General features: G+C 65.7%; 20 protein-coding genes. 6 read left to right on the plus strand and 14 right to left on the minus strand.

What is annotated here, in order from left to right:
• Window positions 1-160 precede the first annotated feature (160 nt).
• The gene (locus BEMPMBAN_RS19790; RefSeq protein ID WP_159232961.1) at window positions 161-679 is read left to right on the plus strand and encodes an Rv2253/PknI dimerization domain-containing protein; all 519 of its coding nucleotides are present in this window, start codon (window positions 161-163) and stop codon (window positions 677-679) included.
• A gap of 62 nt (window positions 680-741) precedes the next feature.
• Here BEMPMBAN_RS19790 and BEMPMBAN_RS19795 read toward each other — a convergent pair whose 3' ends face one another.
• The 12 genes from BEMPMBAN_RS19795 to BEMPMBAN_RS19850 form a co-directional block, all read right to left on the minus strand.
• Window positions 742-2322, minus strand: a complete 1581-nt coding sequence (locus tag BEMPMBAN_RS19795; protein ID WP_159232962.1) for an MCE family protein — start codon at window positions 2320-2322, stop codon at window positions 742-744.
• Complete coding sequence (locus BEMPMBAN_RS19800; protein WP_159232963.1) at window positions 2322-3653, minus strand: MCE family protein; 1332 nt, start codon at window positions 3651-3653, stop codon at window positions 2322-2324. Before BEMPMBAN_RS19800 ends, BEMPMBAN_RS19795 begins: the two co-directional genes overlap by 1 nt.
• Window positions 3650-5140: an MCE family protein gene (locus BEMPMBAN_RS19805; RefSeq protein WP_159232964.1), complete on the minus strand. Its 1491-nt coding sequence runs from the start codon at window positions 5138-5140 to the stop codon at window positions 3650-3652. Before BEMPMBAN_RS19805 ends, BEMPMBAN_RS19800 begins: the two co-directional genes overlap by 4 nt.
• Window positions 5124-6227: an MCE family protein gene (locus tag BEMPMBAN_RS19810; RefSeq protein WP_159232965.1), complete on the minus strand. Its 1104-nt coding sequence runs from the start codon at window positions 6225-6227 to the stop codon at window positions 5124-5126. Before BEMPMBAN_RS19810 ends, BEMPMBAN_RS19805 begins: the two co-directional genes overlap by 17 nt.
• Window positions 6227-7252 carry an MCE family protein gene (locus BEMPMBAN_RS19815; RefSeq protein ID WP_159232966.1) on the minus strand — a complete coding sequence of 342 codons (1026 nt, stop codon included), beginning with the start codon at window positions 7250-7252 and terminating at the stop codon, window positions 6227-6229. The genes BEMPMBAN_RS19810 and BEMPMBAN_RS19815 overlap by 1 nt, the downstream gene beginning before the upstream one ends.
• Window positions 7249-8412: an MCE family protein gene (locus BEMPMBAN_RS19820; protein ID WP_159233021.1), complete on the minus strand. Its 1164-nt coding sequence runs from the start codon at window positions 8410-8412 to the stop codon at window positions 7249-7251. The genes BEMPMBAN_RS19815 and BEMPMBAN_RS19820 overlap by 4 nt, the downstream gene beginning before the upstream one ends.
• Window positions 8413-8465: 53 nt before the next feature.
• Window positions 8466-9323 (minus strand): MlaE family ABC transporter permease, encoded by an 858-nt coding sequence (locus BEMPMBAN_RS19825; protein ID WP_159232967.1) that lies wholly within the window; start codon window positions 9321-9323, stop codon window positions 8466-8468.
• Between the two features lie 11 nt (window positions 9324-9334).
• Window positions 9335-10144: an MlaE family ABC transporter permease gene (locus BEMPMBAN_RS19830; protein WP_159232968.1), complete on the minus strand. Its 810-nt coding sequence runs from the start codon at window positions 10142-10144 to the stop codon at window positions 9335-9337.
• A complete protein-coding gene (locus BEMPMBAN_RS19835; RefSeq protein ID WP_159232969.1) occupies window positions 10134-11303 on the minus strand; it encodes a thiolase C-terminal domain-containing protein in 1170 nt (389 codons plus the stop codon). The genes BEMPMBAN_RS19830 and BEMPMBAN_RS19835 overlap by 11 nt, the downstream gene beginning before the upstream one ends.
• A 67-nt stretch (window positions 11304-11370) precedes the next feature.
• Window positions 11371-12546 (minus strand): OB-fold domain-containing protein, encoded by a 1176-nt coding sequence (locus BEMPMBAN_RS19840; RefSeq protein WP_159232970.1) that lies wholly within the window; start codon window positions 12544-12546, stop codon window positions 11371-11373.
• A gap of 35 nt (window positions 12547-12581) precedes the next feature.
• Window positions 12582-13790, minus strand: coding sequence for a CaiB/BaiF CoA transferase family protein (locus tag BEMPMBAN_RS19845; RefSeq protein ID WP_159232971.1), 1209 nt, complete (start codon window positions 13788-13790; stop codon window positions 12582-12584).
• Window positions 13787-15292 carry an aldehyde dehydrogenase family protein gene (locus BEMPMBAN_RS19850; RefSeq protein WP_159232972.1) on the minus strand — a complete coding sequence of 502 codons (1506 nt, stop codon included), beginning with the start codon at window positions 15290-15292 and terminating at the stop codon, window positions 13787-13789. The genes BEMPMBAN_RS19845 and BEMPMBAN_RS19850 overlap by 4 nt, the downstream gene beginning before the upstream one ends.
• Before the next feature lie 292 nt (window positions 15293-15584).
• Here BEMPMBAN_RS19850 and BEMPMBAN_RS19855 point away from each other — a divergent pair, with 292 nt between their 5' ends.
• The 5 genes from BEMPMBAN_RS19855 to BEMPMBAN_RS19875 all read left to right on the plus strand — a co-directional run bounded on the left by BEMPMBAN_RS19855 (window position 15585) and on the right by BEMPMBAN_RS19875 (window position 19334).
• The gene (locus BEMPMBAN_RS19855; RefSeq protein ID WP_159232973.1) at window positions 15585-16286 is read left to right on the plus strand and encodes an SDR family NAD(P)-dependent oxidoreductase; all 702 of its coding nucleotides are present in this window, start codon (window positions 15585-15587) and stop codon (window positions 16284-16286) included.
• Between the two features lie 42 nt (window positions 16287-16328).
• A complete protein-coding gene (locus tag BEMPMBAN_RS19860) occupies window positions 16329-17189 on the plus strand; it encodes a mycofactocin-coupled SDR family oxidoreductase (protein WP_159232974.1) in 861 nt (286 codons plus the stop codon).
• Window positions 17190-17200: 11 nt separating this feature from the next.
• Window positions 17201-17395: a ferredoxin gene (locus tag BEMPMBAN_RS19865; RefSeq protein WP_159232975.1), complete on the plus strand. Its 195-nt coding sequence runs from the start codon at window positions 17201-17203 to the stop codon at window positions 17393-17395.
• Between the two features lie 49 nt (window positions 17396-17444).
• Window positions 17445-18815, plus strand: a complete 1371-nt coding sequence (locus BEMPMBAN_RS19870; protein WP_159232976.1) for a cytochrome P450 — start codon at window positions 17445-17447, stop codon at window positions 18813-18815.
• A gap of 78 nt (window positions 18816-18893) precedes the next feature.
• Window positions 18894-19334, plus strand: coding sequence for a hypothetical protein (locus tag BEMPMBAN_RS19875; RefSeq protein ID WP_159232977.1), 441 nt, complete (start codon window positions 18894-18896; stop codon window positions 19332-19334).
• A 166-nt stretch (window positions 19335-19500) separates the two neighbouring features.
• Here BEMPMBAN_RS19875 and BEMPMBAN_RS19880 read toward each other — a convergent pair whose 3' ends face one another.
• Both BEMPMBAN_RS19880 and BEMPMBAN_RS19885 read right to left on the minus strand, forming a co-directional pair.
• Window positions 19501-20688, minus strand: a complete 1188-nt coding sequence (locus BEMPMBAN_RS19880; RefSeq protein WP_159232978.1) for an acyl-CoA dehydrogenase family protein — start codon at window positions 20686-20688, stop codon at window positions 19501-19503.
• Complete coding sequence (locus BEMPMBAN_RS19885; RefSeq protein WP_159232979.1) at window positions 20672-21682, minus strand: acyl-CoA dehydrogenase family protein; 1011 nt, start codon at window positions 21680-21682, stop codon at window positions 20672-20674. The genes BEMPMBAN_RS19880 and BEMPMBAN_RS19885 overlap by 17 nt, the downstream gene beginning before the upstream one ends.
• Between the last annotated feature and the right edge of the window lie 193 nt (window positions 21683-21875).

Below are 21875 nucleotides of genomic sequence, written 5' to 3' on the forward strand. Positions count from 1 at the left end.
GGCGGTTGGGCGGCCGCGGGCGGGGCGGCGAGCACCCACGCGGGGCCTGCCAGAGCAGCCATCGCTGCGACGAGGAAACGCACCCCGCCATTTTTCCATGTGTCGGAACGAAATTCTCACTTTTGGAGAGCATTGCTCCCGTGCCGATTAGGCTGAAGCCATGCGCGCAGTACGTGTGATGAGTGGCCTCGCCGCGACGACGGTCGCCGTCCTCGGAAGTCTAGGCGGTGCACCGTCTGCCAAGGCCACGGATTTCGGAGCCAACATCTCAGGCACATGGGAGGTGTTCTCCGACGGCGAATGGGCGCGGACCAACGGCGTTCTGATCGACCAGCTGCCGGTGCGTGAAACCTGGACCGTCAACGTGTCGTGCGTGAGCCCGATCGAGTGCACCGGAGAGGCGACCAGCAGCCTGGGATGGACCGGCACCGTCAGGCTGGCCGACTATTGGTTCATCGAGCACGATGTTCCCAACTGGATGCCCTGCCCCAACGGAACTTTCGCCACCGGGCATCAGAAGTTCATCTTGTGGGGCGTGAACCGCGCCACCGAGGAACGGCTGCTCAATGACTACACGTACATGGCAGGCCGCAACGTCACCAAGAGCGCCAGCGGTGCATGTGGTGTCAACACGCCGAAAGTCATCGAACTGCCGGTGTCGGCGCAGAAGGTCAGCTGACTCTGAAGTGTTGACCGGCAACGGAACACGTCGCCGATCCCGCTTCACTCCTTTCTGTTCACTCAGGTGGGCAGCAGGTCTTTCCACGTCTTCGGTGCCGCCCCGATGGCCACCTGCTGCAACGCACCGTCCGCCGTGAGGTACTGGCCGGTCTCCGGGTTGTAATGAGCGGTGGCCACCGATGGCCCCGCAGAAGCGTTGCCGTGGAACGCACTCGGCGCAGCCGGCACCGCCTGGCCCGAAGCCGGCGGCTCCACCGGTGCCGGCGGCGGCGGCGGGGTCGGGGCCAGCTCTGGTGAACCCTGCGGGGTTCCGGACGGTGCCACGCCGGGTGGCAGCGGGGTCCCCTCCGTCGGCGCGAATATCCGCTCCTCGAAGTCGACGCGGTCATCGAGCGGGACGCCCTGCGAGATCAGGTTGGGGTCGAATGGATACGGGCCCAGGAGATGATCGCGCATCGCCAACGGCTGATAGCCCCTGGGGTCATTGCACAGTTCGACAGTGGGTGCCCGCTTGCCCGGATGCTCGATGCACGGGTAGTTGCGGGCGCCGCGGACGTTGAGCGGAGAGTCCTGAGGCAACTTGCAGTACAACCCGTCCGGAGTGTCGATCGTGGTCTCGTCCTCCGGTGACCGCCATTGTGACGGCGGCAGGAATCCGGTGGTGCACGGGTTCGGATCGCTGACCGTGAGCGCGAAGTCGCCGGTGGGCAGCCCCGTCGGGTTGTTCTTGGGCAGGCCGAAGGACTGCTGCGCGGCAATGATGCCCGGGAAGACCACCAGGAGTTGCTCGATGGCCGGGTTGTAGGTGAGCAGCACCTGGCTCACTGTGGTGAGGTTGGCGAGCAGTATCGGCAGCGTGGGCTTCACCTGATCAAGCAGCGAGCTGACTTCCTGGGCGAAGCCGGGGCCCCGCTGCAGAATCGCACGCACCTCTGGATCGTTCTGCACCAGTTGAGCGGTGACGCCGGACAGACTCCGTGCCCACGTCCGGATCTCATCGGTGGTCTCGGCCTGGGATTCCAGCAGCGGACCGATGTCATCGACCAACGCCCGGGTCTCGCCGGAGGCATCGTTGATCTTGTCGGTCACCTCGGAGGCGGAATCGAGCAGCGATCCGAACTCCGGGCCGGCGCCGTTGAACGCGTTGAAAGTCTCGTCGAGCAGGTCGGGAATGCGGTCCTTGGGCAGGCTCTCCACCAGCGCGCTGAGCTGATCGAGCATGGGGCCGACCCGTTGCGGAATCGTGGTGGACGACACCGGGATTCGTGATCCATCCTCCAGGAACGGCCCCGATTCGGTGCGCGGACGCAGATCGACATACTGCTCGCCGACCGCCGAGACGCTGAGCACATCGGCCTGTAGATCTGCCGGGATCTTCGGCGACGTATCGAGCGACAGCGTCGCTTCGGCGCCGTTCTCGGTCAGCGCGACGTCGGTGACCTTGCCGATCTGCACCCCGCGGTAGGTCACGTTGCTGAACCGGTAGAGACCGCCGGAGGCCGGCAGTTCAAGTTTCACTGTCAGCCGACCGACACCGAGCAGCGTGGGTACCTGCATGTAGGCGAAGATCATCACACCGACGCCGACGATCGACGCGATGGTGAAGAGGATCAACTGAGTCCGGACAAAGCGAGTCAGCATCAGCCGCCCCCTCCCGGTGTCGGTGCCTCGGCGGCAGGTGGCGGGGCGGGCGCGGGGGGTGGCGCCCCGTAAGGCCCGGCGAAGATCTGCGAACCGGTGATCGGCTGAGACTGCGGTAGCCACGGCGCTGACGGCGGCGGCGGTGCCACCGGCAGCAGCGGTCCGGTCGCCGGTGGCATCGGCTCGCCCGGGGCGGCCCCCGGCGCCGGCAGCGCCTCCTCAGGCGGCGGCGCCACGCCGATCTTCAACGGATCGTAGGAGTAGTTGAGGTAGTACGGGTCACCCGGCGCGGGGATCAGCTTCGCGTTCTCGTCGCCCCAGCGGGTTCCGAGCAGCAGGGTCTTCTTCAGCCGCGGATACGTGATGTCGAAGATCGCGTACAGGTTGATGTAGTCACCCCGGGTGATCTTCTCGGCGAATCCCGGCCCGTACGGAAATGCCGAAGCCCACAGCAACGCGAGGTTGAGGTCCGGCCCGATGTCGGCCAGCGCCCCGAGGACGGGCCCGAGATTGTCCAGGGTCTGCACGAGGTCGTCGCCGGCGTCGTTGACCAGACCGGTGGCGGTGTCACTGAACTGGCCGAGCCGGTCCAGTGCGGTGGTGAATTGAGGTCGCTCCCGGATCAGTACGTCCAACGCGGGCGGAATATCCTTGAGCGCGCGATCGATCACGTCGGTCTGACCGGCGAAGGTGCCGGCGACGCGCTGGAGTTGCTGAATCGACGCGATGATGTTGCCCTGCTGCTGCTCCAGTACCCCGACGAAGTCGTCGAGTCGCACGAGCAGGTCCCTGATCTCCGATTCGCGTCCGGAGATGCCCGCGTTGAAGTTGTGGATGATGTCACCGATCTGGCCGAGCCCTCCCCCGTTGATCACCGTCGACAGCGACGACAAGGTCTGCTCGGTGGTCGGGTAGGTCGACGACGCGTTCAGCGGCAGGGTCGCTCCGGGCTGCAGCCTTCCGCTCGGCTCTTCACCGATCGGCGGGTTGAGCGACAGATGCATCGAGCCCAGCAGGCTGGTCTGACCGACCGTCGCCACGGCGTTGCCGGGCACGACGATGTCGGGCTTGACCGAGACCGTCACGCTTGCATGCCAGTCGTCCACCGTCATCTCACCGACGCTGCCGACGACCACGTCGTCGATCAGTACCGGCGAGTTCGACTCCAGCGTCGCGACATTGGCGATCTCCACGTGATAGGTGACCGCGTCGGGCCCCCGGCCGACCGCTCCCGGCAGCGGCAGCGAGTTGACCCCCTGAAAGGCGCACCCGGTCATGGACAGGGCGACACTGCACCCCACGACCGTCCATCGCTTCACACCACGGATCATGACGGCGGCATCCCCTCTGCTGGCAGCAGTGGCGCACCCGGCGGCACCGGCGCCGGCGCCGGGGTCGGGGGCAACAGCAACCCGTCGGCCGTCTGCGGCTGCGCCGGCAGGTTTGACAGCACGTTCGGCGGCCCCGGGATGGGTGCACCAGGGAACAACGCCGGCGACGGAATGGCGGGGGCGTCGTCGTCGGTGGTGTAGATCCCCGGCGGACCGGCAGGTGAATGCCAACCCGGGGGCGGCGGGACATCCCCAGCGCCCGTGTATGCGGACACCGACGGCGGATTCTCGGGCGGATCGCCGGGGCCCGCACCGCCGGGTGCCAGCTTCGGGTCGGTGTAGATCATCCGGTCCGGATTTACCGCAGGCCGCAGGTAGGGGTTGATCGGGAACGGCAGGTTGCCGAAGTTCACCAGCTTCAACGCCGGCCCGAGGTACTGAGAGCACAATTTGGCGGTCTCGGGGGCGGTGGTGTTCGCGATGCCGCCGATCAGGCCGCAGACGAACCACACCGGGTTCGCGAAGTTCGACAGGGAGAACGCACCTGTCACCGATCCGCCGTTGGGGTAGTAGATGTTGTTGAAGTTGGCGATCGCATTCGGCGTGATGTGCAGGACGTTCTCGAGGTCAAGACGTTGGTCGGACAGGACCTGGAGAACGTTGCCCAGTCGCTCGACCTGCTCGGAGGTCTGATTCCTGCTGCCGGCCACGAAGCGCTGGACCTCACCCATCGCGACCGACAGTTCCGACAGCGCCGCGTCGAGGTCAGACCGGCTGTCGTTGACCACACTGGTCAGGCTGGCGAGGCGGTTCTGGAACAGCACGATCTGGTCTTTGCTATCGCGGAGCGCACTGACGAAGGTCTGCAGGTTCTTGATGATGTCGACGATGTTGCCGCTTCCCTCGGCGAAGATCCTCGCCGCGCCGGACAGCTGGCTCAGCGTCTGCCGCAGCTTGTCGCCGTTGCCATCCAGGGCGTTGGCGGCGCTGTCGACGAACCGCGAGATTGACGTATCGGAGATGCCGTTCTGCGGTCCCAGTTCGGCTGCCAGCCGGGTTAATTGGGTCTTGACCTCGTCCCACTCGACGGGCACCGCGGTCCGGTCGCTCGGGATGACGCCGCCGTCGCCCATCGTGGGCCCGTCCCCGTCCCGGTAGGAGGGGGTGAGCTGGACGTAGCGGGCCGCCACCAGGTTCTGCGCGACGATCACCGCTTTGGCATCCGCCGGAATGGGCACGCCGCGATCGACCTTGAGGGTCATCTTCGCCTGGGTACCCTCGGGATCGATGCTGTCGATGGTGCCGACCGCGACGCCGGCCACCCGCACGTCATCACCGGGGTAGATCGCGGTGGCCGTGGGAAAGTACGCCGTGATCGTCTTCGGTCCGAAGAACACCTGCCGGACGAGGAAAACCGCGCCGGCGACGAGGGTGATGGCCAGCAGGATCGTCGTGCCGGCCACCAGTCGCTTACGGGTTGCCGTCATTGGGGAGGTCTCCTGGCTGCGGGATGCTGTTGACGGGGAAGGGGAGCTCCGCCCGCGGGCCGGCGTTGTCCGGCGGCTGGCCGGCGTCGACGCCGCGCCGGAACCCGAAGGCGTATTCCAGGAACGGCTGCAGCAACTGTGCCGGTTGGATGTTGGGCACCAGGGCGTTGTAATAGGCGCCGTTGGAGACGATCTCGCCTTGGGTGAGGTAGTACTTGGCGGCACCGGGCAGGATCTTGGCGAGGTTGTCCCGGTTGCGCTCCAGCATCGCGACCACGTTGTTCAGTCGTTCCAGCGCCGGCGCCAGCTGTTGCTCGTTGTCGGCGACCACTCCGGTCAGTTCCCGCGATACCAACGCGATGTTCGACAGCAGACTCGTGATCGCGTAGCGGCGGTCGTTGAGCACCGCGAGGAGGTCGTTGGCATTGAGGATCAGCGTGTTGACCTGCCTGCTGCGCTCGGAGAAGATCCCGGTGACGTCGCCGGCGGTTCGCAGCAGTTCGGCCAGGCTCTCGTTGCGGTTGTTGAGCGACCGCGACAGCCGCGACAACCCGTCGAAGGTCGGCCCCAGCTGCGGTGAGATCTGGTCGAGCGTCTGCGCGAGGGTGTCCAGCGACTGGTTCAGCGAATCGGTGTCGGTGTCGGCGGTGTTGGCGGTGAGGTCCCCGACCGCATCTGTCAGCGAATACGGCGACGACGTCCGCGACGTCGGGATGACCTTCTGTCGATCGAGCTTTCCGCTGCCGTCGGAATCGAGTGCCAACACCCGCTCACCGAGCAGGGTTCCGGTGCGGATGTGGGCAGTGGTATCCGAGCCGAGTGCGTACTTGCCGTCGATGGTGAACCCGACGAGGGCGTCACCGTTGTCGAGTTCGACCGAATTCACCGAGCCGACCTTGATCCCCGAGACCGTCACGTCGTTGCCGACCGTCAGACCGCCGGCTTCGGCGAACAGCGCCTGATAGCGCACCGCGGTGGCCCACGACAGCAGGCGTTCGGGCTGCAATCCGACGGCGATGACCAGGATGATCACCACCACGCCGATGAAACCGGCCCTGGCGAGCTGAGATCCGCGATATTTCAGCATTACTCGTCCACGCACCTTCCGGTCTCTTGTTGGATCCACGGGAACACCACGGTGCGGCCCTCGAGATCACTTGCGCGGAAGGCGATGCCGCAGATGTAGTACGGGAACCAGGCGCCGTAGGAGCCGACCCGGGCGAGCTCGCGGTAGATCTCGGGCAACCGCTGGATCGTCGCGTCGAGACGCTCGAGGTCGTTGTCCACAAAGGGCGCGAGCCGAGCCAGTTCGTCCACGGTACCGGCCAACGGGGCCCGGCCGCGGCTGAGCAGGTCTGCGATCGATGCGGTGCCGTTGTCGAGTGCCTCGATGGCGGTGCCGATCGGGTCGCGATCGGTCGACAACCCGCTCACCAACTGCTCGAGTTGATCGATGGCGCCGGAGAATTCGTCACCCTGCTCGGAAAGCGTGGCCAGTACTGTCTGCAGGTCGCCGATCAACTGTTCGATCACCGCGTTGTTGTCGGCCAGCGAGTTGGTGAACGACGACGTCTTGGAGAACAGCGATTCGATGGTTCCGCCCTGCCCCTGCAGGATCTGCACCAGCGACGTGGTGAGGCCGTTGACATCCTCGGGGTTCAACCCCTGGATGACCGGTTTGAGGCCCCCCAGCAGCACATCGAGGTCGAGCGCCGGCGCGGTCCGGGACACGGGTATCTGGGAACCGGCCGGGAGGATCTGCGTCGAGTCCGGGGTGTCGACGAGCTCGAGGAATCGGTCGCCGACCAGGTTGAGGTAGCGGATCGCCACCTGCGTGCCGGTGGTCAGCGCGGTACTGCGGTCGGTGTCGAACGTGACCAGGACGTTCCTGTCCGCCTGCAGCTCCACACCCTTCACCGTGCCGACCCGGATTCCGGCGATCCGCACCGTATCCCCCGACTGCAACCGGGACGCATCGGTGAACACCGCCGAATACTGGTTGGTCGCACCGGTTCTGCTGTCGCTGAAGACGAGGAGCAGGAATGCCGTCAGCACCGCCATGACCAGGCCGAACGCCGTGAACTTGAGCAGCGTGCTGGTTGATCGCGTCATCCCGGCATTCCGATCTGCGCGGTGTTGCGGGGTGGTCCGTCCAGGGGGCCGAACAACCAGTTCTTGAGGCCCTCGGAGTTCAGCAGTATCCCGGCGTTGCCGTACTGGGCGGGGTTGGCTCCGACGTCACCGACGATCAGCGGCGGCACGAACTCGGACGGCAGCTCGGGCAAGCCGAGTTCGGTGCAGTAGTCGCGGCCACCGCTCTTGGCGGCCACCTTTGGCAGGTCACCGGGATAGCGGTACCGCTCGACGCCCAAGGTCAGCCCGGACGACACGAAAACCCCCGAGAACTGCGGCGGGGACTTCGCGAACGGGACGAGACCGCCGATACCGCACCACAGCGACTTGCGGTACTGGCGGAGTAGATCGGTGGTCGGCACCAGCAAGCGGGTGACGTCGGTCAGGCCCTGACGGTTGGCGCCGACCACCTCGTTGCCGAGCTCGGCCAGACCGGTTGCGCTGACCAGGAACTCGTCCAGGTTCTGCTGCTCCTCGACTATGGAGTTACTGAAGTCGGAGGTGTTCTCGATGATCGACACGAGATCCTGGCCGGCGTCACCGTAGGCGGCGAGCGCGGGAACGGACAATTCGATGTCGCGGGCGAGATTGGGCAGGCTGGGTTCGAGTTCGGCCAGTAGCGCGTTGAAGTCGGACAGCGTGTTGCCGAATTGTTCGCCGCGGCCGTTGAACGCCTGGGCGATGGCGCCGAGGGTCTCGTTGAGCTTGACCGGGTCGATCTTGTCGAAGACCTGAACCAGTTGCTGGAACACCGTGTTGATCTCGACGGTGACCGTGTCGCCGCGCAACACCTGATCTCTTCCCAGGGTTTGCGCAGCCGGGTCCGGCGGGGCCTCGAGCTGGACGAACTTGGCGCCGAACACGGTGGACGACGCGATGTCGACATCGACGTTCGACGGGATGAGGTGCAGTTGAGAGGGGTCCATGTCCAGCCGCAGGGCCGCGGTGCCGTCGGGCCGGTAGTCGATCGACTTGACCGAGCCGACCTGGACGCCCCGCATCTTGACCTTGGCGTCGGGATTCATCACCAGCCCGGCGCGATCCGAGATCACGGTGACGGGAACGGTTTCGGTGAAGCTGCCGCGGAACAGCCCGATCGACAACCCGAAGATCGCCAGCAACGCGACGATGAGGCCCATCCCAGCCAGCGGACGGACGAGCTTGGACCTTCGGTTTGCGCTCAACTCGTCTCCTAGCCCGACAGGTTGAAGTTGCCGTTGGAACCGTAGATCGCCAGGGACACCAACAGCGTCACCGACACCACCACGACCAGGGACGTACGCACCGCGTTACCCACCGCCGCACCCACCCCGGACGGCCCGCCGGTGGCGAAGAACCCGAAGTAGGTGTGCACCAACAAAATCGCTATCGCCATCAACACCGCCTGCAAGAACGACCACAACAGATCGATCGGGTTCAGGAACGTGTCGAAGTAGTGGTCGTAGAGTCCACCGGACTGGCCGAACAACACCACCGTGGTGAACTGAGAAGCCACGAAAGACAAGATCACGGCGATCGAGTACAACGGCGTGATCGCGATCATCCCCGCCACGATCCGGGTGGACACCAGGTACTCCACCGACCGGATTCCCATCGAGTCGAGTGCGTCGATCTCCTCGTTGATCCGCATGGCCCCCAACTGCGCGGTCACCCCTGCCCCGAAGGTCGCCGCCAGCCCGATCCCGGCGACCACCGGCGCGGCGATACGCACATTGATGAAGGCCGCCAGGAACCCGGTCAACGCCTCGATACCGATGTTGCCCAACGACGAATAGCCCTGGATCGCCAGCGTGCCGCCGGCGGCCAGGGTCAGGAACCCGACGATCACCACGGTGCCGCCGATCATCGCCAAGGTGCCTGCACCCATCGAGATCTCGGCGATCAACCGGATGATCTCCTTGCGGAAATGCACCGCCGCATGCGGCACACCGGCCAGCGCGCGGCCGTAGAACAGCACGTGGTCACCGATGCGGGACAGCCATGCCACCGGCCGACCGGCTTGGTTGACCAACCGCGGGAACCGCGACCGCACCACCGTGGAAGTACCCATGACCGCGGCCCCTATCCCGTCGTCATCCGGATGCCGATGGCCGTGACCACCACATTGATCACGAACAACGCCATGAATGCGTACACCACTGTCTCGTTGACCGCGTTGCCCACCGCCTTGGCGCCACCACCGGTGATCGTCAACCCGCGATAACACGCCACCAGGCCGGCGATCAGCCCGAACAGCGCTGCCTTCACACACGAGATGATGACCTCGGGTACCCCGGTCAACAGAGTGATCCCGGCGGCGAACGCGCCCGGGTTCACATCCTGAACAAACACCGAGAAGAAGTAGCCACCAAGTATCCCGATGATCACCACCAGGCTGTTGAGCAGCAACGCCACCAACCCCGCCGCCAGCATCCGCGGGGTGACCAGACGCTGCACCGGGTTGATCCCCAGCACCTCCATCGCGTCGATCTCCTCGCGTATCGTTCGCGACCCCAGATCGGCGCACATCGCTGTGGCGCCGGCGCCGGCCACGATCAACACCGTGACCAACGGCCCCACCTGGGTCACCGCACCGAACGCCGCACCCGCACCGCTGAGATCCGCCGCACCCAATTCACGAAGAAGGATGTTCAGCGTGAAGCTGACCAGGACGGTGAACGGGATCGCCACCAACAACGTCGGCGCCATCGACACCCGCGCCACGAACCAGCACTGCTCCAAGAACTCCCGCCACTGGAACGGCCGCACAAAGATGAACCGCACCGCATCCACCGCCATCGCGAAGAAGCCGCCGACAGCCGCCATGGCACCCGACACACCATTGGGCAGCGCAATACCCGTCGACCATCGCTCCGGTCCCTTAGACGCCATAACCCTCTGGTCCCTCCAGGATCGTGACGGCCGATACGGCTGTCGGACCGCCAATGTTGTGCGCCAGCGCGATTCGGGCGCCATCCACCTGATTGACCGCTTCGCCTCGCAGCTGTTGGAACAACTCGACGCACTGTGCCACACCGGTGGCCCCCGGCGGGTGACCTTTGGCTTTCAGGCCGCCGCTGGGATTGACGGGCAGCGCCCCGCCGACACTGGTTACCTCGGCTTCCAAGAGCTTGTATCCTCTCATCCTCTCGGCGAAGCCGAGGTCCTCGTAGCTCATCATCTCGATACCGGTCAGGAAGTCGTGCACCTCGGCGACGTCCACATCGGCAGGGGCCATGCCGGCCATCGCGAACGCCTGCTTGGCCGCCCGGGTGGTCGCCGGCAGCATCGTCATGTCCGGCTTGTGCTGGTGCATCACCGAATCGAGGCCGAGCCCGACTCCCCTGATCCAGACGGGTCTGTCGGTGAACCGGTCGACGATGTCCTCGGCGGCGATCACCAGCGCGGCGGCGCCATCGCTCTGCGGCGCACAGTCGTAGAGCCGGAACGGGGTCACAACCATCGGTGCGTTCAGGGCCTGCTCCATCGTGATCTCGAAGCGCAACCGCGCCTTGGGGTTGTTCACCCCATGCCGGTGGTTCTTAACAGCCACCATGGCTAAGTGTTCTTCAGTTGCCGGAGATTCGTGGAGATATCGACGAACATGCAGGGCGAATCCCGCTGGGGCGACCAGTCCGAGGGGGTAATCCCAGGCCATGTCGCGGGCCATCGCCTCCCATTCCCACAGCATGTCCGCAGATGTGGTGTCCCGCAGCTTGTCAGCGCCCATCACCAGCGCGACGTCGAAGGCCCCGGCTGCGACGGCGTACAACGCGTTGCGGATCGCGTCGTGCCCGGTCGCGCAGGAGTTCTCGATGCGGGTAACTGGCAAATCCGGCAGCCCCAATGTGTCAGCGAGGATCCCGGACGGAAACCCGTCGGCGGTGCCCATCGCGCCGAACCACGCGGCCTGCAGATCCGACTTCGCCAAGCCCTTGTCGACAGTCTGGGCGCAGTCGGAGAACGCCATCGGAAGAAGATCTTTGATGCCGAGCGCGAAGTGTTCACCGAACGGCGTCATGCCGGCGCCGACGATCGCCACTTTCCTCATGGCTCGGCTCCCACTCGGTCCAGTCCTCGCTGCGCTGCGATCCTCACTCGTGTTCGCGTTCGCGTCCTCATGCGACCACTCGCTCGGGTTCGAATGCATAACCGTAATCCGGCACCCCGGAGCGCACGGCGACGCGGCGCAAAGCCAGCCGTCCGCGGTCGCCGATGTCGACCACACCCGCCGGGGCACCGGTGACCTTGACCAGCGCGCGCACCCCGACACCGTCCAGGTCAACGATGACCAGTGAGTAGGGCGTCCGCAGACCGGGCACCGGGATGTTCACCGTGGTCTCGGTGTAGACCGTGCCGGTGCGCGGTAAGGGCACCAGCTCGTAGTCGGTGGCCAGCGCGCCGTCGGGTCCAACCCGGTATCGCGGTGGGAAATCGAACTCACCGGAGTCGGCGAACCGGCCCGCCTCCCACCGCACCTTCGCCTCGAAGGCCCGCTCGTAGGCGGCCAGCGAGATCGGGATGTCCATGCCGGCCGTGAAGGCGCCTTCGGGAACCGGCCGGGGACTCGGTTCCCGGCGGTGGATGAGGGCAGTCCCGCCGCTGACGGTGATGCCGGACAAGATCGCCTGTTCGACGGCGACCAACGGCCCCGTCGCACCCCGTGCAGCCATTCCCGCCAGCGCAAACAGGCTCGAGCTGGCTCCTGCAGTAGGCAGCGCAGGTGGATCCCCCAAGCACAGGTCGGCCGCGCGATCATGGTCCACCCCTGCCACCGCCGCCGGTGTGTCCAGCCAGGCAGCGGCCAGTGATGCGATCAGGCCGCGCTCGTGCAGCAGCCGCGGATCGCCGTAGTCGTGCACGTCGCCGGTGGTTCTGCGGGTGCGCACCGGCAGGCTGCGCGCGACACGGGCGGCCGTGCGCACCTGCAACCCGTGCTCGGCTGTCAGGATCGCCGCGGCCCCAGCCGGGTCGAGGTCGCTGCCGATGATCAACGTCCTGGGTCGCGCGGAGCTGAGCGCGTCGACGGTCGCCGGGGCGCCACCCAGCCGTTCGTCGACCTCGAGTTCGGGATCCAAACCCAGACCCGCGAGCAGAACCGCGGCATTGCTGCTTTCCACCAGCGGGAAGTCACGGCTGACGAACACCACGCGCTCGACGGCACCGCCACCGGTCAACGCCGCACGTCCCGCCTCGACGGCAATAGTGACGGCGTCTTCGTCGTCGCCGGCCACCCGGTGCAGGGCGGTCCCCCAGCACGGCAGGTAGGTGCCGACGGACACGACGTAGGGCATGCTGCTCTCTCTTCGGTGGTGAACTACGGCCGAGCTCAGGTGACAGCGCCGCCCGTCTTCAGGTCGATGATGCGGTCCCAGTCCAGGCCGAGTTCCAGCAGGATCTCATCGGTCTGTTCGGCGAAGCCGGGCGCGGGGCCGGTGTGCGGTGCGGCCACGTCGAACTGCACCGGGTTGGCCACCAACTCCAGTTCCCCCGCTTGAACCATGTACTCGTTGGCCCGGACCTGCGCGTCGCGAGCGGCCTGCAGCGTATCCTGCACAGGCGCCCAGGGACCGAGCAGCGTCGCGAAGCGCTCGCTCCACTCCACCAGCGGACGCTTCTTCATGGCTTCGGTGAGGATCTCATTCGCCGCGGCGGTGTTCTCGGCGATGGCTTCGGCAGTGGCGAAGCGCGGGTCGTCGGCGAGTCCGTCGAGTTCCATGTGCCGGCACACGTCGGCCCAGAACTTCGTGGGCTGCATCATGACAAACGAGATGTAGCGGTCATCGGAGGTCGGATAAAGCCCCACGAGCGGGTTGATCGGCGACCCGTGCACGCCGGGCGGGAACGCCTCCATGCGCTCGCCGAGGTGGTTGGTCAGCGCCACGGTGTGCCCCATCGCCCACAGCCCGCTCCCGAGGAGCGAGACGTCTACCACCGACGTTTCGCCGGTGCGCTCGCGTTTCAGCAGCGCCGCCGCGATCCCGCCCGCGAGGTTGGTCCCGGAGATGGTGTCGCCGTAGGCCGGCCCGGGAGGCCCGATCATGCCGGGCATGTCGGGCGGGGTGATGGTGCGGGCCGTGCCGGCGCGGCACCAGAACGCGGTCATGTCGTAGCCGCCCTTGACCGCTTCTTCGCCTCGGGGCCCGAGCGCGCTCCCTCTGGCGTAGACGATGTCGGGGTTCACCGCGCGGATGTCGTCGACGTCGATGCCGAACTTGTCGCGGTGACCGGGCAGGAAGCTGGTCAGGAACACGTCTGCGCGGCGGGCGAGGTCAAGAAGCACCTCTTTGCCTTCGGGCACCGACATGTCCAGGCCGATGCTTCGCTTGCCGCGGTTGGCGTGTTCGATGTTCGGGTTGGGATCGCCCTCGACCCGCAACAGCCCGGTCTGTCGCAGCCCCCGCTGCGGATCACCGGTGACGGCGTGCTCGACCTTCACGACGTCGGCGCCCCACTCGCCGAGCACGGCCCCCGCCGACGGGACGAACCCGTACATCGCGACCTCGAGAACCCGGATGCCCTCCAGTGGGCGGCTCATGACGTCGCCCCGGGCACGACTGTGGCAAAAGTCTTCGACTCCAGGAACTCCTCGAGACCGGCCTTGCCCATCTCCCTGCCGATCCCCGACTGCTTGAAACCGCCGAACGGGCTGTCCGGGCTGAAGTAGTTGCCACCGTTGATCGAGAAGGTGCCGGTGCGGATGCGCCGTGCCACCGCCAAGGCCCGGTCCTCGCTGCCGAACACGGCGCCGGAAAGGCCATAGATCGAGTTGTTCGCGATGCGCACCGCGTCGTCGTCGTCCTCGTAGCCGATCACGACCAGAACGGGTCCGAAGACCTCCTCCTGGGCGATCTCGCTGTCCGGGTCCACGTCGGCGAGCAGCGTCGGGGTGTAGAAGTAGCCGGGATCGACCTTCTCACCGCCGGTGACCAGAGTTGCCCCGGCGGCGACGGCTCTTTGAACCATGCCGTCGACCTTGTCCCGCTGCTTCTCGCTGATCAACGGGCCCATATAGGTCTTCGGGTCATTGGGATCGCCATACCGCACCATGCCGAAGTTGGTCTTGATCAAGTCGACGATCTCGTCCTTGTTCTTCTTGGGCACCAGCAGCCGCGAGGTCAACGCGCAGCCCTGGCCTGCGTGGGTCACCATGCTGAACGCGGAGAACAGGGCTGCGGTGCTGAAGTCTGCGTCGTCGAGCACGATCGCGGCGGACTTGCCGCCGAGTTCGAGGAACACCTTCTTGAGCGTTTCGCTGGCCGCGGCCATGATGCGGCGGCCGGTAGGCGTCGAACCGGTGAAGGTGACCATGTCGACGTCCGGGCTGGTGGTGAGCACCGCACCGACCTCGGGATCGGCACCGGAGAGCACATTGACGACGCCGGCGGGGATGTCGGTGTGGTTGGCGATCAGTTCACCCAACGCCAGGGTGATCAGCGGGGTGTCGGGCGCGGACTTCAACACGACGGTGCAACCGGCGGCCAGCGCGGGCGCCAACTTGGCCAGTGCGAGCTGGTTCGGATAGTTGTAGGCGATGATCGCGGCGACGACGCCTGCCGCTTCCTTCTCCACCCAGCGGTGGTGCTGCATGCCGCGGCTGGTGATGTTGCCCAGATCCTCCGTCATCGGATAGTCCGCCAACAGGTCGGCGTAGTACCGGACGATGCCGATGGGCTGGTCCAGCTGGGCGCCCTGGCAGAGCGCCTCGGTGGCCCCGACCTCGGCGATGGTCAGCGCAGCGAGTTCGTCGCGGTGGTCGACGAGCGTCTGGTGCAGCTGCTGGAGGCACCGCACCCGCAGCTCGACGTTGGTCGACCAGTCAGTGGTGTCGAACGCCTGGCGCGCCGCAGCGACCGCCGCACGGGCGTCGGCCACTGCTGCGTCCGGGGCATATCCGAGCACCTCTCCGGTGGCCGGATTGAGCGAGGGGAACGTGCGATCGGCCTCGAGCAGACGTCCACCGATCAACAGGCGGCGATCAGCGTGCGAGACGCGCGCCGCGCCCGCGCGGTCATCCGAGATCGTGGCTGTTTCCTGCATCATCCTCCTTGAGGACCTGTGACTTCAGCGCCTTGGAGTGGCTACTGTGATGGAAACTGCATTCTCATCCTCGGCGAATCATACATTCGCGGAATGAGAACTCAAGAAAACAGGCGGAACCATTACTGCCTGCGGAGAACGGTGCGACAATCGGCCATCAAACGTCTCACCAGTGCGAACAGCGCGGCCGACATGTCTTGCGAGAGAGCAGTGTGCGAGAGTACGGTTCTCATAATCGGAAGGATGATTCTTGGATGACCGAGAAGATCGAGAGCTCAGCCGGAGTCCGCAAGTGAAGACCGCGCTCGTGACCGGTGGCGGCTCGGGCATCGGAGCCGCCGTGGCACACCGCTTGCGATCAGACGGGCTGCGTGTGGCCACCATCGACCTCAACGCCGGCGAGGAGAAGTACTCCTACACCGCCGACGTCACCGATCGGGCAGCGGTTGACGCCGCACTCGACAAGATCCGCACGGAGCTGGGCCCGGTGACGGTGCTCGTCAACGCCGCGGGGCTGGAACGCTTCAAGCGTTTCGTCGACCTCACGTTCGCCGACTGGCAGAAGGTCGTCGACGTCAATCTCAACGGCGTCTTCCACTGCGTCCAGGCGACTCTTCCCGACATGATCGAGGCCGGCTGGGGACGCATCGTCAACATCTCCTCGTCGAGCACGCACTCGGGTCAGCCGTTCATGGCGCCCTACGTCGCGGCCAAGTCGGCGGTCAACGGCCTCACCAAGTCGCTGGCACTGGAGTACGGACCCAACGGCGTCACCGTCAACGCGGTTCCCCCCGGTTTCATCGACACCCCGATGCTGCGCAAGGCAGAAGAGCGCGGCTTCCTCGGCGACACCCAGAAGCAGATCGACGCGACGCCGGTGCGCCGCATCGGCCGACCCGAAGACATCGCCGCAGCATGTTCCTTCCTGATCTCGGAAGACGCCGGCTACATCACCGGACAGATCCTGGGCGTCAATGGCGGCCGGAACACCTGAGACAAGCCAGCAGACACCAGAACTTCGAAAGGACACCGGGTTATGGGACGCGTTCAAGGGAAGGTCGCCTTCATCACCGGCGCCGCACGCGGACAGGGGCGCAGCCATGCCGTGCGGCTGGCCGAAGAAGGCGCCGACATCATCGCCGTCGATCTGTGTGAGGACTTCGCGACCATCGGCTATCCGATGGCGACCCCGGAGGATCTGGAGGAGACGGCCGCGTTCGTCGAGAAGACCGGCCAACGCGTCTACACCGCCAAGGCCGACGTCCGCGACGCCGCACAGCTGAAGAAGGCACTCGAAGACGGCATCGCCCAAATGGGTGGCCTCGACATCGTCGTCGCTCAGGCGGGCATCGCCGGCATGAAGGGCGATCCGCCGATGCAGGCGTGGACCGACGTGATCAACACCAACCTGGTCGGGACCATCAACGCCATCCAGGTGGCGCTGCCCCACCTCAAGGAAGGCGCTTCGATAGTCGCGACCGGGTCAACCGCCGCGCTGATGGACGCCCACAACAAGCCCAACCCGGGCAGCGACCCCGGCGGCATGGCGTACATGACGTCAAAACGCCTGCTGTCCCAGTACGTGCACGACCTGTCGACGAATCTGGCCGTCCGCGGTATTCGCGCCAATGTGGTGCACCCGACGAACTGCAACACCGACATGCTGCAGAGCCCGCCGATGTACAAGTCCTTCCGACCCGATCTGGAGAACCCGACCCGAGCGGACGCCGAGCCGGTCTTCGGTGTCCAGCAGGCGATGAAGGTCAACTTCATCGAACCGGAGGACATCAGCAACGCCATCCTGTGGCTGGTCTCCGACGAGGCCCGCTACGTCACCGGCATGCAGTTGCGCGTCGACGCGGGTGGCTATCTGAAGTGGTACGACTACCACGCCTAGAAAGGAACGCCGTGAAGGTTCGGGTTGACTCACAGCGGTGCCAGGGGCACACGCTCTGCTCGATGATCGCGCCGGATTCGTTCGAGCTCAGCGATATCGACGGGACCGCTTCGCCGGTCGACGAGACCGTTCCGGCCGATCAGCAGGACGCGGTCCGCGAGGCTGCACAGTCCTGCCCGGAACAGGCCATCTCGATCGAAGAGTGACTACTTCGATGGCTGTCAGAAACAGCAAACGCACAGGGAGAAAACAGCTTTGAGTGTCGACGACGTCGTGAACGGCACCGCCGACGACAGCCACCGCAAGCACACCTTTCACTTCGACCGGCACACGCCCGAGTACCGGCTGCAGTTCCAGAAGATCACCGAGGAGATGCAGCGCAAGTGTCCGCTGGCGTGGACGGACACCTACGACGGGCACTGGGTGGCCGCCGACAGCAAGCACGTCTTCGAACTCGCCCGCTGCCCCGCGGTGTCCAACCATCACGACATCAGCGGTGAAACGCCGTTCAAGGGCATCACCATCCCGAAGGCCAGTCGCGCCACCGTCGTCCGCGGCGGCATCCTCGAGATGGACGAACCCGAGCACAGCACCTACCGCGGCGCGCTGAACCCGTATCTCTCACCCGCCGCGATCAAGCGCTGGGAGCCGTTCGTCGACGAGATCACCCGCGCCGCACTCGACGAGCACATCGAATCGGGTCGGATCGATTTCGTCGAAGACCTCGCCAACGTCGTGCCTGCGGTGTTCACGCTGGCGATGATGGGCATCGATCTCAAGAAGTGGAATGTCTACAGCGAGCCCACCCACGCCTCGGTCTACACCCCTGAGCACGCGCCCGAGCGGGAGAAGATCAACGAGCAGCACCGGGAGATGGGCATCGATCTCATCAACAACATGATGGAGATCCGGGAGAACCCCCGGCCCGGTCTGGTCAACGCGTTGCTGCAGTTGCGCATCGACGGCGACCCCGCTCCCGACATGGAGATCCTCGGCAACCTGGGGCTGATCATCGGCGGTGGGTTCGACACCACCACCGCGCTCACCGCACACGCACTGGAATGGCTCGGCGAGCACCCCGCCGAGCGGGACCGACTCAGCCGGGAACGCGACCAGCTGTTGCATCCCGCCACCGAGGAGTTCCTCCGCTTCTTCACCCCGGCCCCCGGTGACGGACGGACGTTCTCCGAGGATGTCGAGGTTGCGGGCCAGCAGTTCAAGCAGTTCGAGCGACTGTGGCTTTCCTGGGCGATGGCCAACCGCGACCCCTCGGTGTTCGAGAACCCGAACGAGATCGTGCTGGACCGGAAAGGTAACCGTCACTTCAGCTTCGGCATCGGCGTGCACCGCTGTGTGGGTTCCAACGTCGCGCGTACCGTGTTCAAGTCGATGCTCACGGCCGTGCTCGACCGGATGCCCGACTACATGTGCGACCCCGAGGGCACTGTGCACTACGACACCATCGGCGTCATCCAGGGCATGCGCAATCTGCCCGCCACCTTCACGCCGGGTACGCCCCGGGGTCCGGGACTGGACGAAACACTGGACAAGCTCCAACGCATCTGCAACGAACAGCAGCTCGCGCGGCCGATCACCGAGCGCAAGGAACCGGCCGTCATCGATTGACGGGCCGAACTGGGCCCATAATTCGCGGCGGAGTGGTTCCATGGGTGGCGTCGGATAGAAGAAGGGCAACACAGGATCATGAAGCTCAACAGGATCGGGTCCGCGGTGGCCGCGCTCATGGTGGCGGCGACGCTGCTCGCGCCGCCCTCGGCGGCGGCCGGAATGCAGTTGGGCAACTACGATCTGTGGACCAACAGGTACGACCGGGCTTCGTGGTTCTGGTTCGTCTCGCTGTGCTACCCCGAAAAGTCCCCGGACTGCGTCAATGTCGCCGCGCGACCTCGGCTGAAGTTCTACGACTACTACGAGGGCAAGGCATACCTGGTGGACGGACGGTACACGTTCACCGTCGACGTGCCCGACGGATTGCGCTGCTGGGGGCACAACATGCCCACGCGCGAAACCTACTCCTGGGATGCCACCACGCTGCTGGGCACCATCGACTCGCGGTTCGACGTCGGCTGCAACAACGGCCCTCCGGGAACCCAGTTCTGGACGTTCAAGCTCCAGCGCTTGTGATTTCGGCGCAGTTGGTCACGCTGCCGGTGACCAACTGCACCCGAATCGGCGGCTCACAGTATTGCGTACCGCTGCCGGATCCCGTTGAAGCGCGACCACATCTGCTCGGTGCGCTCCTGTACGGTTGCGCGTGCCGAATCCGCGGGCAGCACATCGGCCACCCCGGCTATCTCCGCGGCAGGCCGAGGACCTGCTGGGCGATGATGTTGCGCTGGATCTCAGAGGTGCCTCCGGCGATGGTCCCCGAGAAGCTGCGGGCGTAGCGCTCGAACCAGCTGGCGAAGTAGTGGTCGAGGTTCATGTGTTCGTAAGGCCCGGAGGTCGACGGGTGGATCAGGCCGTCGGGCCCGGCTGCCGTCAGACAGGCGCTGGCAGCTCGCATCTCAGCCTCCGCACCGAGCAACTTGGGTATCGACACCGACGCCACGTCCACCTCGCCACGCGCGGCTTTGGCCAGACCGACCGAACCCAGCAGACGCAGCGCCTGATAGTCCATGATCGTGGTCGCCAACTCATCGCGTTCGAGTGCGTTGGATGGCCGGGAATCGGCGATCGAGTTGGCGATTCGGTCGGCGAAGCCCAGCCACATCATGGTGCGCTCGTGGCCCAGCGATCCATTGGCCACTCCCCAGCCGCCGTTGAGCGGGCCGACGAGATTCTCGGCGGGTACCCGGACGTCGGTGAAGAAGACCTCGTTGAAGTCCAGGTTGTCGATCCCGGTCATGTCGGCGAACGGCCGGCACACCACACCCTCGAGGTCAGTCGGGATCAGCAGCACGCTGATTCCCTTGTGCTTGGGGGCATCCGGATCGGTGCGGACGAACGTCAGCAGGAAGTCGGCGTCGTGCGCACCGGAGGTCCACACCTTCTGACCGTTGACGACGAAGTAGGGCCCGTCACCGCCCGAAACAAACTCAGCCTTGGTGCGCAGCGACGCGAGGTCGGAGCCAGCGCTGGGCTCACTCATCCCGAGCGATGCGGTGCGCTCCCCCTTCAGGACCGGTACGGCCCACTGGTGCTTCTGTTCCTCCGTGCCGAACGTCAGCAGCGACGCCGCGATGATGTTGACGCCCTGCGGGTTGAAGCTGTGATAGATCCGGCGCCTGCACAGTTCTTCGAGGTGGACGTAGGTCTGCAACACGGTGGCGTTGCGTCCGCCGAACTCCGGCGGCTGAGCGGGCAACAGCCAACCGTTGTCGAACAGCTTGCGCTGCCAGTCGCGGGCCCACTGTGGCATGTGCGACACCGACCGGGGACGCTCCAACGTCTCGGCCGGGGTGGGCAGGTGCTCGTCGAGGAAGGCGGAGAACTCGGTCCGAAAGTTCTCGACGTCCTGATCAAAGGTCAGCTGCATCAAATTCCTCCGCGATGATGGCACGATGCTCGGCGGCGCCGCCCAGCATGTGTTCGCCGGCCTTGGCCCGTTTGAGCGCGAACTGAAGGTCGTTTTCCCAGGTGAATCCCATCGCGCCGAACATCTGCAGACCGTGCCGGAAGACCAGCGCCTGGCACTCCCCGGCCGATGCCTTGGCCATGGCAGCGGCGAGCCGGCGCCGCGGGTCGTCGGCGGCGATGGTGAGCGCCGAGAAGTAGCACAGCGCGCGTGCCCGTTCGATCGCGACGTGCATGTCGGTGGCCTTGTGCTGAATCGCCTGGAATGTCCCGATCGCCGCCCCGAATTGCTGACGGCTCTTGGCGTGTTCGAGTGCCAGGTCCAGGATCCGTTGACAGGCACCGACCATGGTGATGGCCATCCCCATCAGCGCCACGTGGCGGGCACGTTCGGTGTCGGCGGGAAGCCGTTCGGTGTCGGCGACGCGCACTCCGACCAAGGACACCTCGGCGACATGCAGAACCGGATCGAAGACGTCGACACGACGGGTGGTGACGTTGGCGGCGTCGGCTCGCAGATCGACGAGGAAGACCCCAGCGGGGGTCACGACGGCCATCCGCTCTGCGCGGTCTCCGTCGAGCACGAAACGGTCGGTTCCGGTCAGTACCCAACCCTGGGCATCCCGGGTGGCGGTCACACCGCTGTACACGGCGGCGCCCGCGCTCAGCGGGTCGAACCGATCCCCCACCAGCGGAGCGAACTGGGTCAGGGTCGCCAACATCGGCGTCGGATCGGTGACCCGGCCCAACTCCTCGAGAACGATCGCCAGCTCGACGGCGTTGTCCTGGTCTGTCAGCTCGGTCCAGCCCGCCTCGACGTAGCTGTTCCACAACGACGCCGGGTCCACGCCGTTCTCGGCGATGTCGCGGATCAGCGAGGCCGGACACTGTTTGGACACCGCGTCACGCACGGTCTCCTGCCACAGCCGTTGATCGGCATCGAACTCAAGTAGCATCCAGCGCCTCCTGTTGAACGGCCGTGACAGGAGAATAGCATTCTCGCATCTGGTGTCGACGTTCTCGCCCTACGGTTCGTCATTTCCAGAATCGAGAAGCTGAGCGACCGACCAGCAGCGAGTCCTACCTGCGCAGATGTTAAGCGCTCTGCTGGAGAACAGAATTCTTGCTTTAGAAGAACAACGATCTACA

Source organism: Mycolicibacterium austroafricanum (genome assembly GCF_902705885.1).
Classification (GTDB): domain Bacteria; phylum Actinomycetota; class Actinomycetes; order Mycobacteriales; family Mycobacteriaceae; genus Mycobacterium; species Mycobacterium vanbaalenii_A.

Excerpts from the sequence above, each read along its gene's own strand:
- BEMPMBAN_RS19795 (WP_159232962.1), bottom strand. The coding sequence starts at position 2,322 with ATGCTGACTCGCTTTGTCCGGACTCAGTTGATCCTCTTCACCATCGCG.
- BEMPMBAN_RS19800 (WP_159232963.1), bottom strand. The coding sequence starts at position 3,653 with ATGATCCGTGGTGTGAAGCGATGGACGGTCGTGGGGTGCAGTGTCGCC.
- BEMPMBAN_RS19825 (WP_159232967.1), bottom strand. The coding sequence starts at position 9,323 with ATGGGTACTTCCACGGTGGTGCGGTCGCGGTTCCCGCGGTTGGTCAAC.
- BEMPMBAN_RS19790 (WP_159232961.1), top strand. The coding sequence starts at position 161 with ATGCGCGCAGTACGTGTGATGAGTGGCCTCGCCGCGACGACGGTCGCC.
- BEMPMBAN_RS19805 (WP_159232964.1), bottom strand. The coding sequence starts at position 5,140 with ATGACGGCAACCCGTAAGCGACTGGTGGCCGGCACGACGATCCTGCTG.
- BEMPMBAN_RS19880 (WP_159232978.1), bottom strand. The coding sequence starts at position 20,688 with ATGCAGCTGACCTTTGATCAGGACGTCGAGAACTTTCGGACCGAGTTC.
- BEMPMBAN_RS19845 (WP_159232971.1), bottom strand. The coding sequence starts at position 13,790 with ATGAGCCGCCCACTGGAGGGCATCCGGGTTCTCGAGGTCGCGATGTAC.
- BEMPMBAN_RS19810 (WP_159232965.1), bottom strand. The coding sequence starts at position 6,227 with ATGCTGAAATATCGCGGATCTCAGCTCGCCAGGGCCGGTTTCATCGGC.
- BEMPMBAN_RS19875 (WP_159232977.1), top strand. The coding sequence starts at position 18,894 with ATGAAGCTCAACAGGATCGGGTCCGCGGTGGCCGCGCTCATGGTGGCG.
- BEMPMBAN_RS19835 (WP_159232969.1), bottom strand. The coding sequence starts at position 11,303 with ATGAGGAAAGTGGCGATCGTCGGCGCCGGCATGACGCCGTTCGGTGAA.
- BEMPMBAN_RS19830 (WP_159232968.1), bottom strand. The coding sequence starts at position 10,144 with ATGGCGTCTAAGGGACCGGAGCGATGGTCGACGGGTATTGCGCTGCCC.
- BEMPMBAN_RS19860 (WP_159232974.1), top strand. The coding sequence starts at position 16,329 with ATGGGACGCGTTCAAGGGAAGGTCGCCTTCATCACCGGCGCCGCACGC.
- BEMPMBAN_RS19850 (WP_159232972.1), bottom strand. The coding sequence starts at position 15,292 with ATGCAGGAAACAGCCACGATCTCGGATGACCGCGCGGGCGCGGCGCGC.
- BEMPMBAN_RS19820 (WP_159233021.1), bottom strand. The coding sequence starts at position 8,412 with ATGGGCCTCATCGTCGCGTTGCTGGCGATCTTCGGGTTGTCGATCGGG.
- BEMPMBAN_RS19885 (WP_159232979.1), bottom strand. The coding sequence starts at position 21,682 with ATGCTACTTGAGTTCGATGCCGATCAACGGCTGTGGCAGGAGACCGTG.
- BEMPMBAN_RS19840 (WP_159232970.1), bottom strand. The coding sequence starts at position 12,546 with ATGCCCTACGTCGTGTCCGTCGGCACCTACCTGCCGTGCTGGGGGACC.
- BEMPMBAN_RS19815 (WP_159232966.1), bottom strand. The coding sequence starts at position 7,252 with ATGACGCGATCAACCAGCACGCTGCTCAAGTTCACGGCGTTCGGCCTG.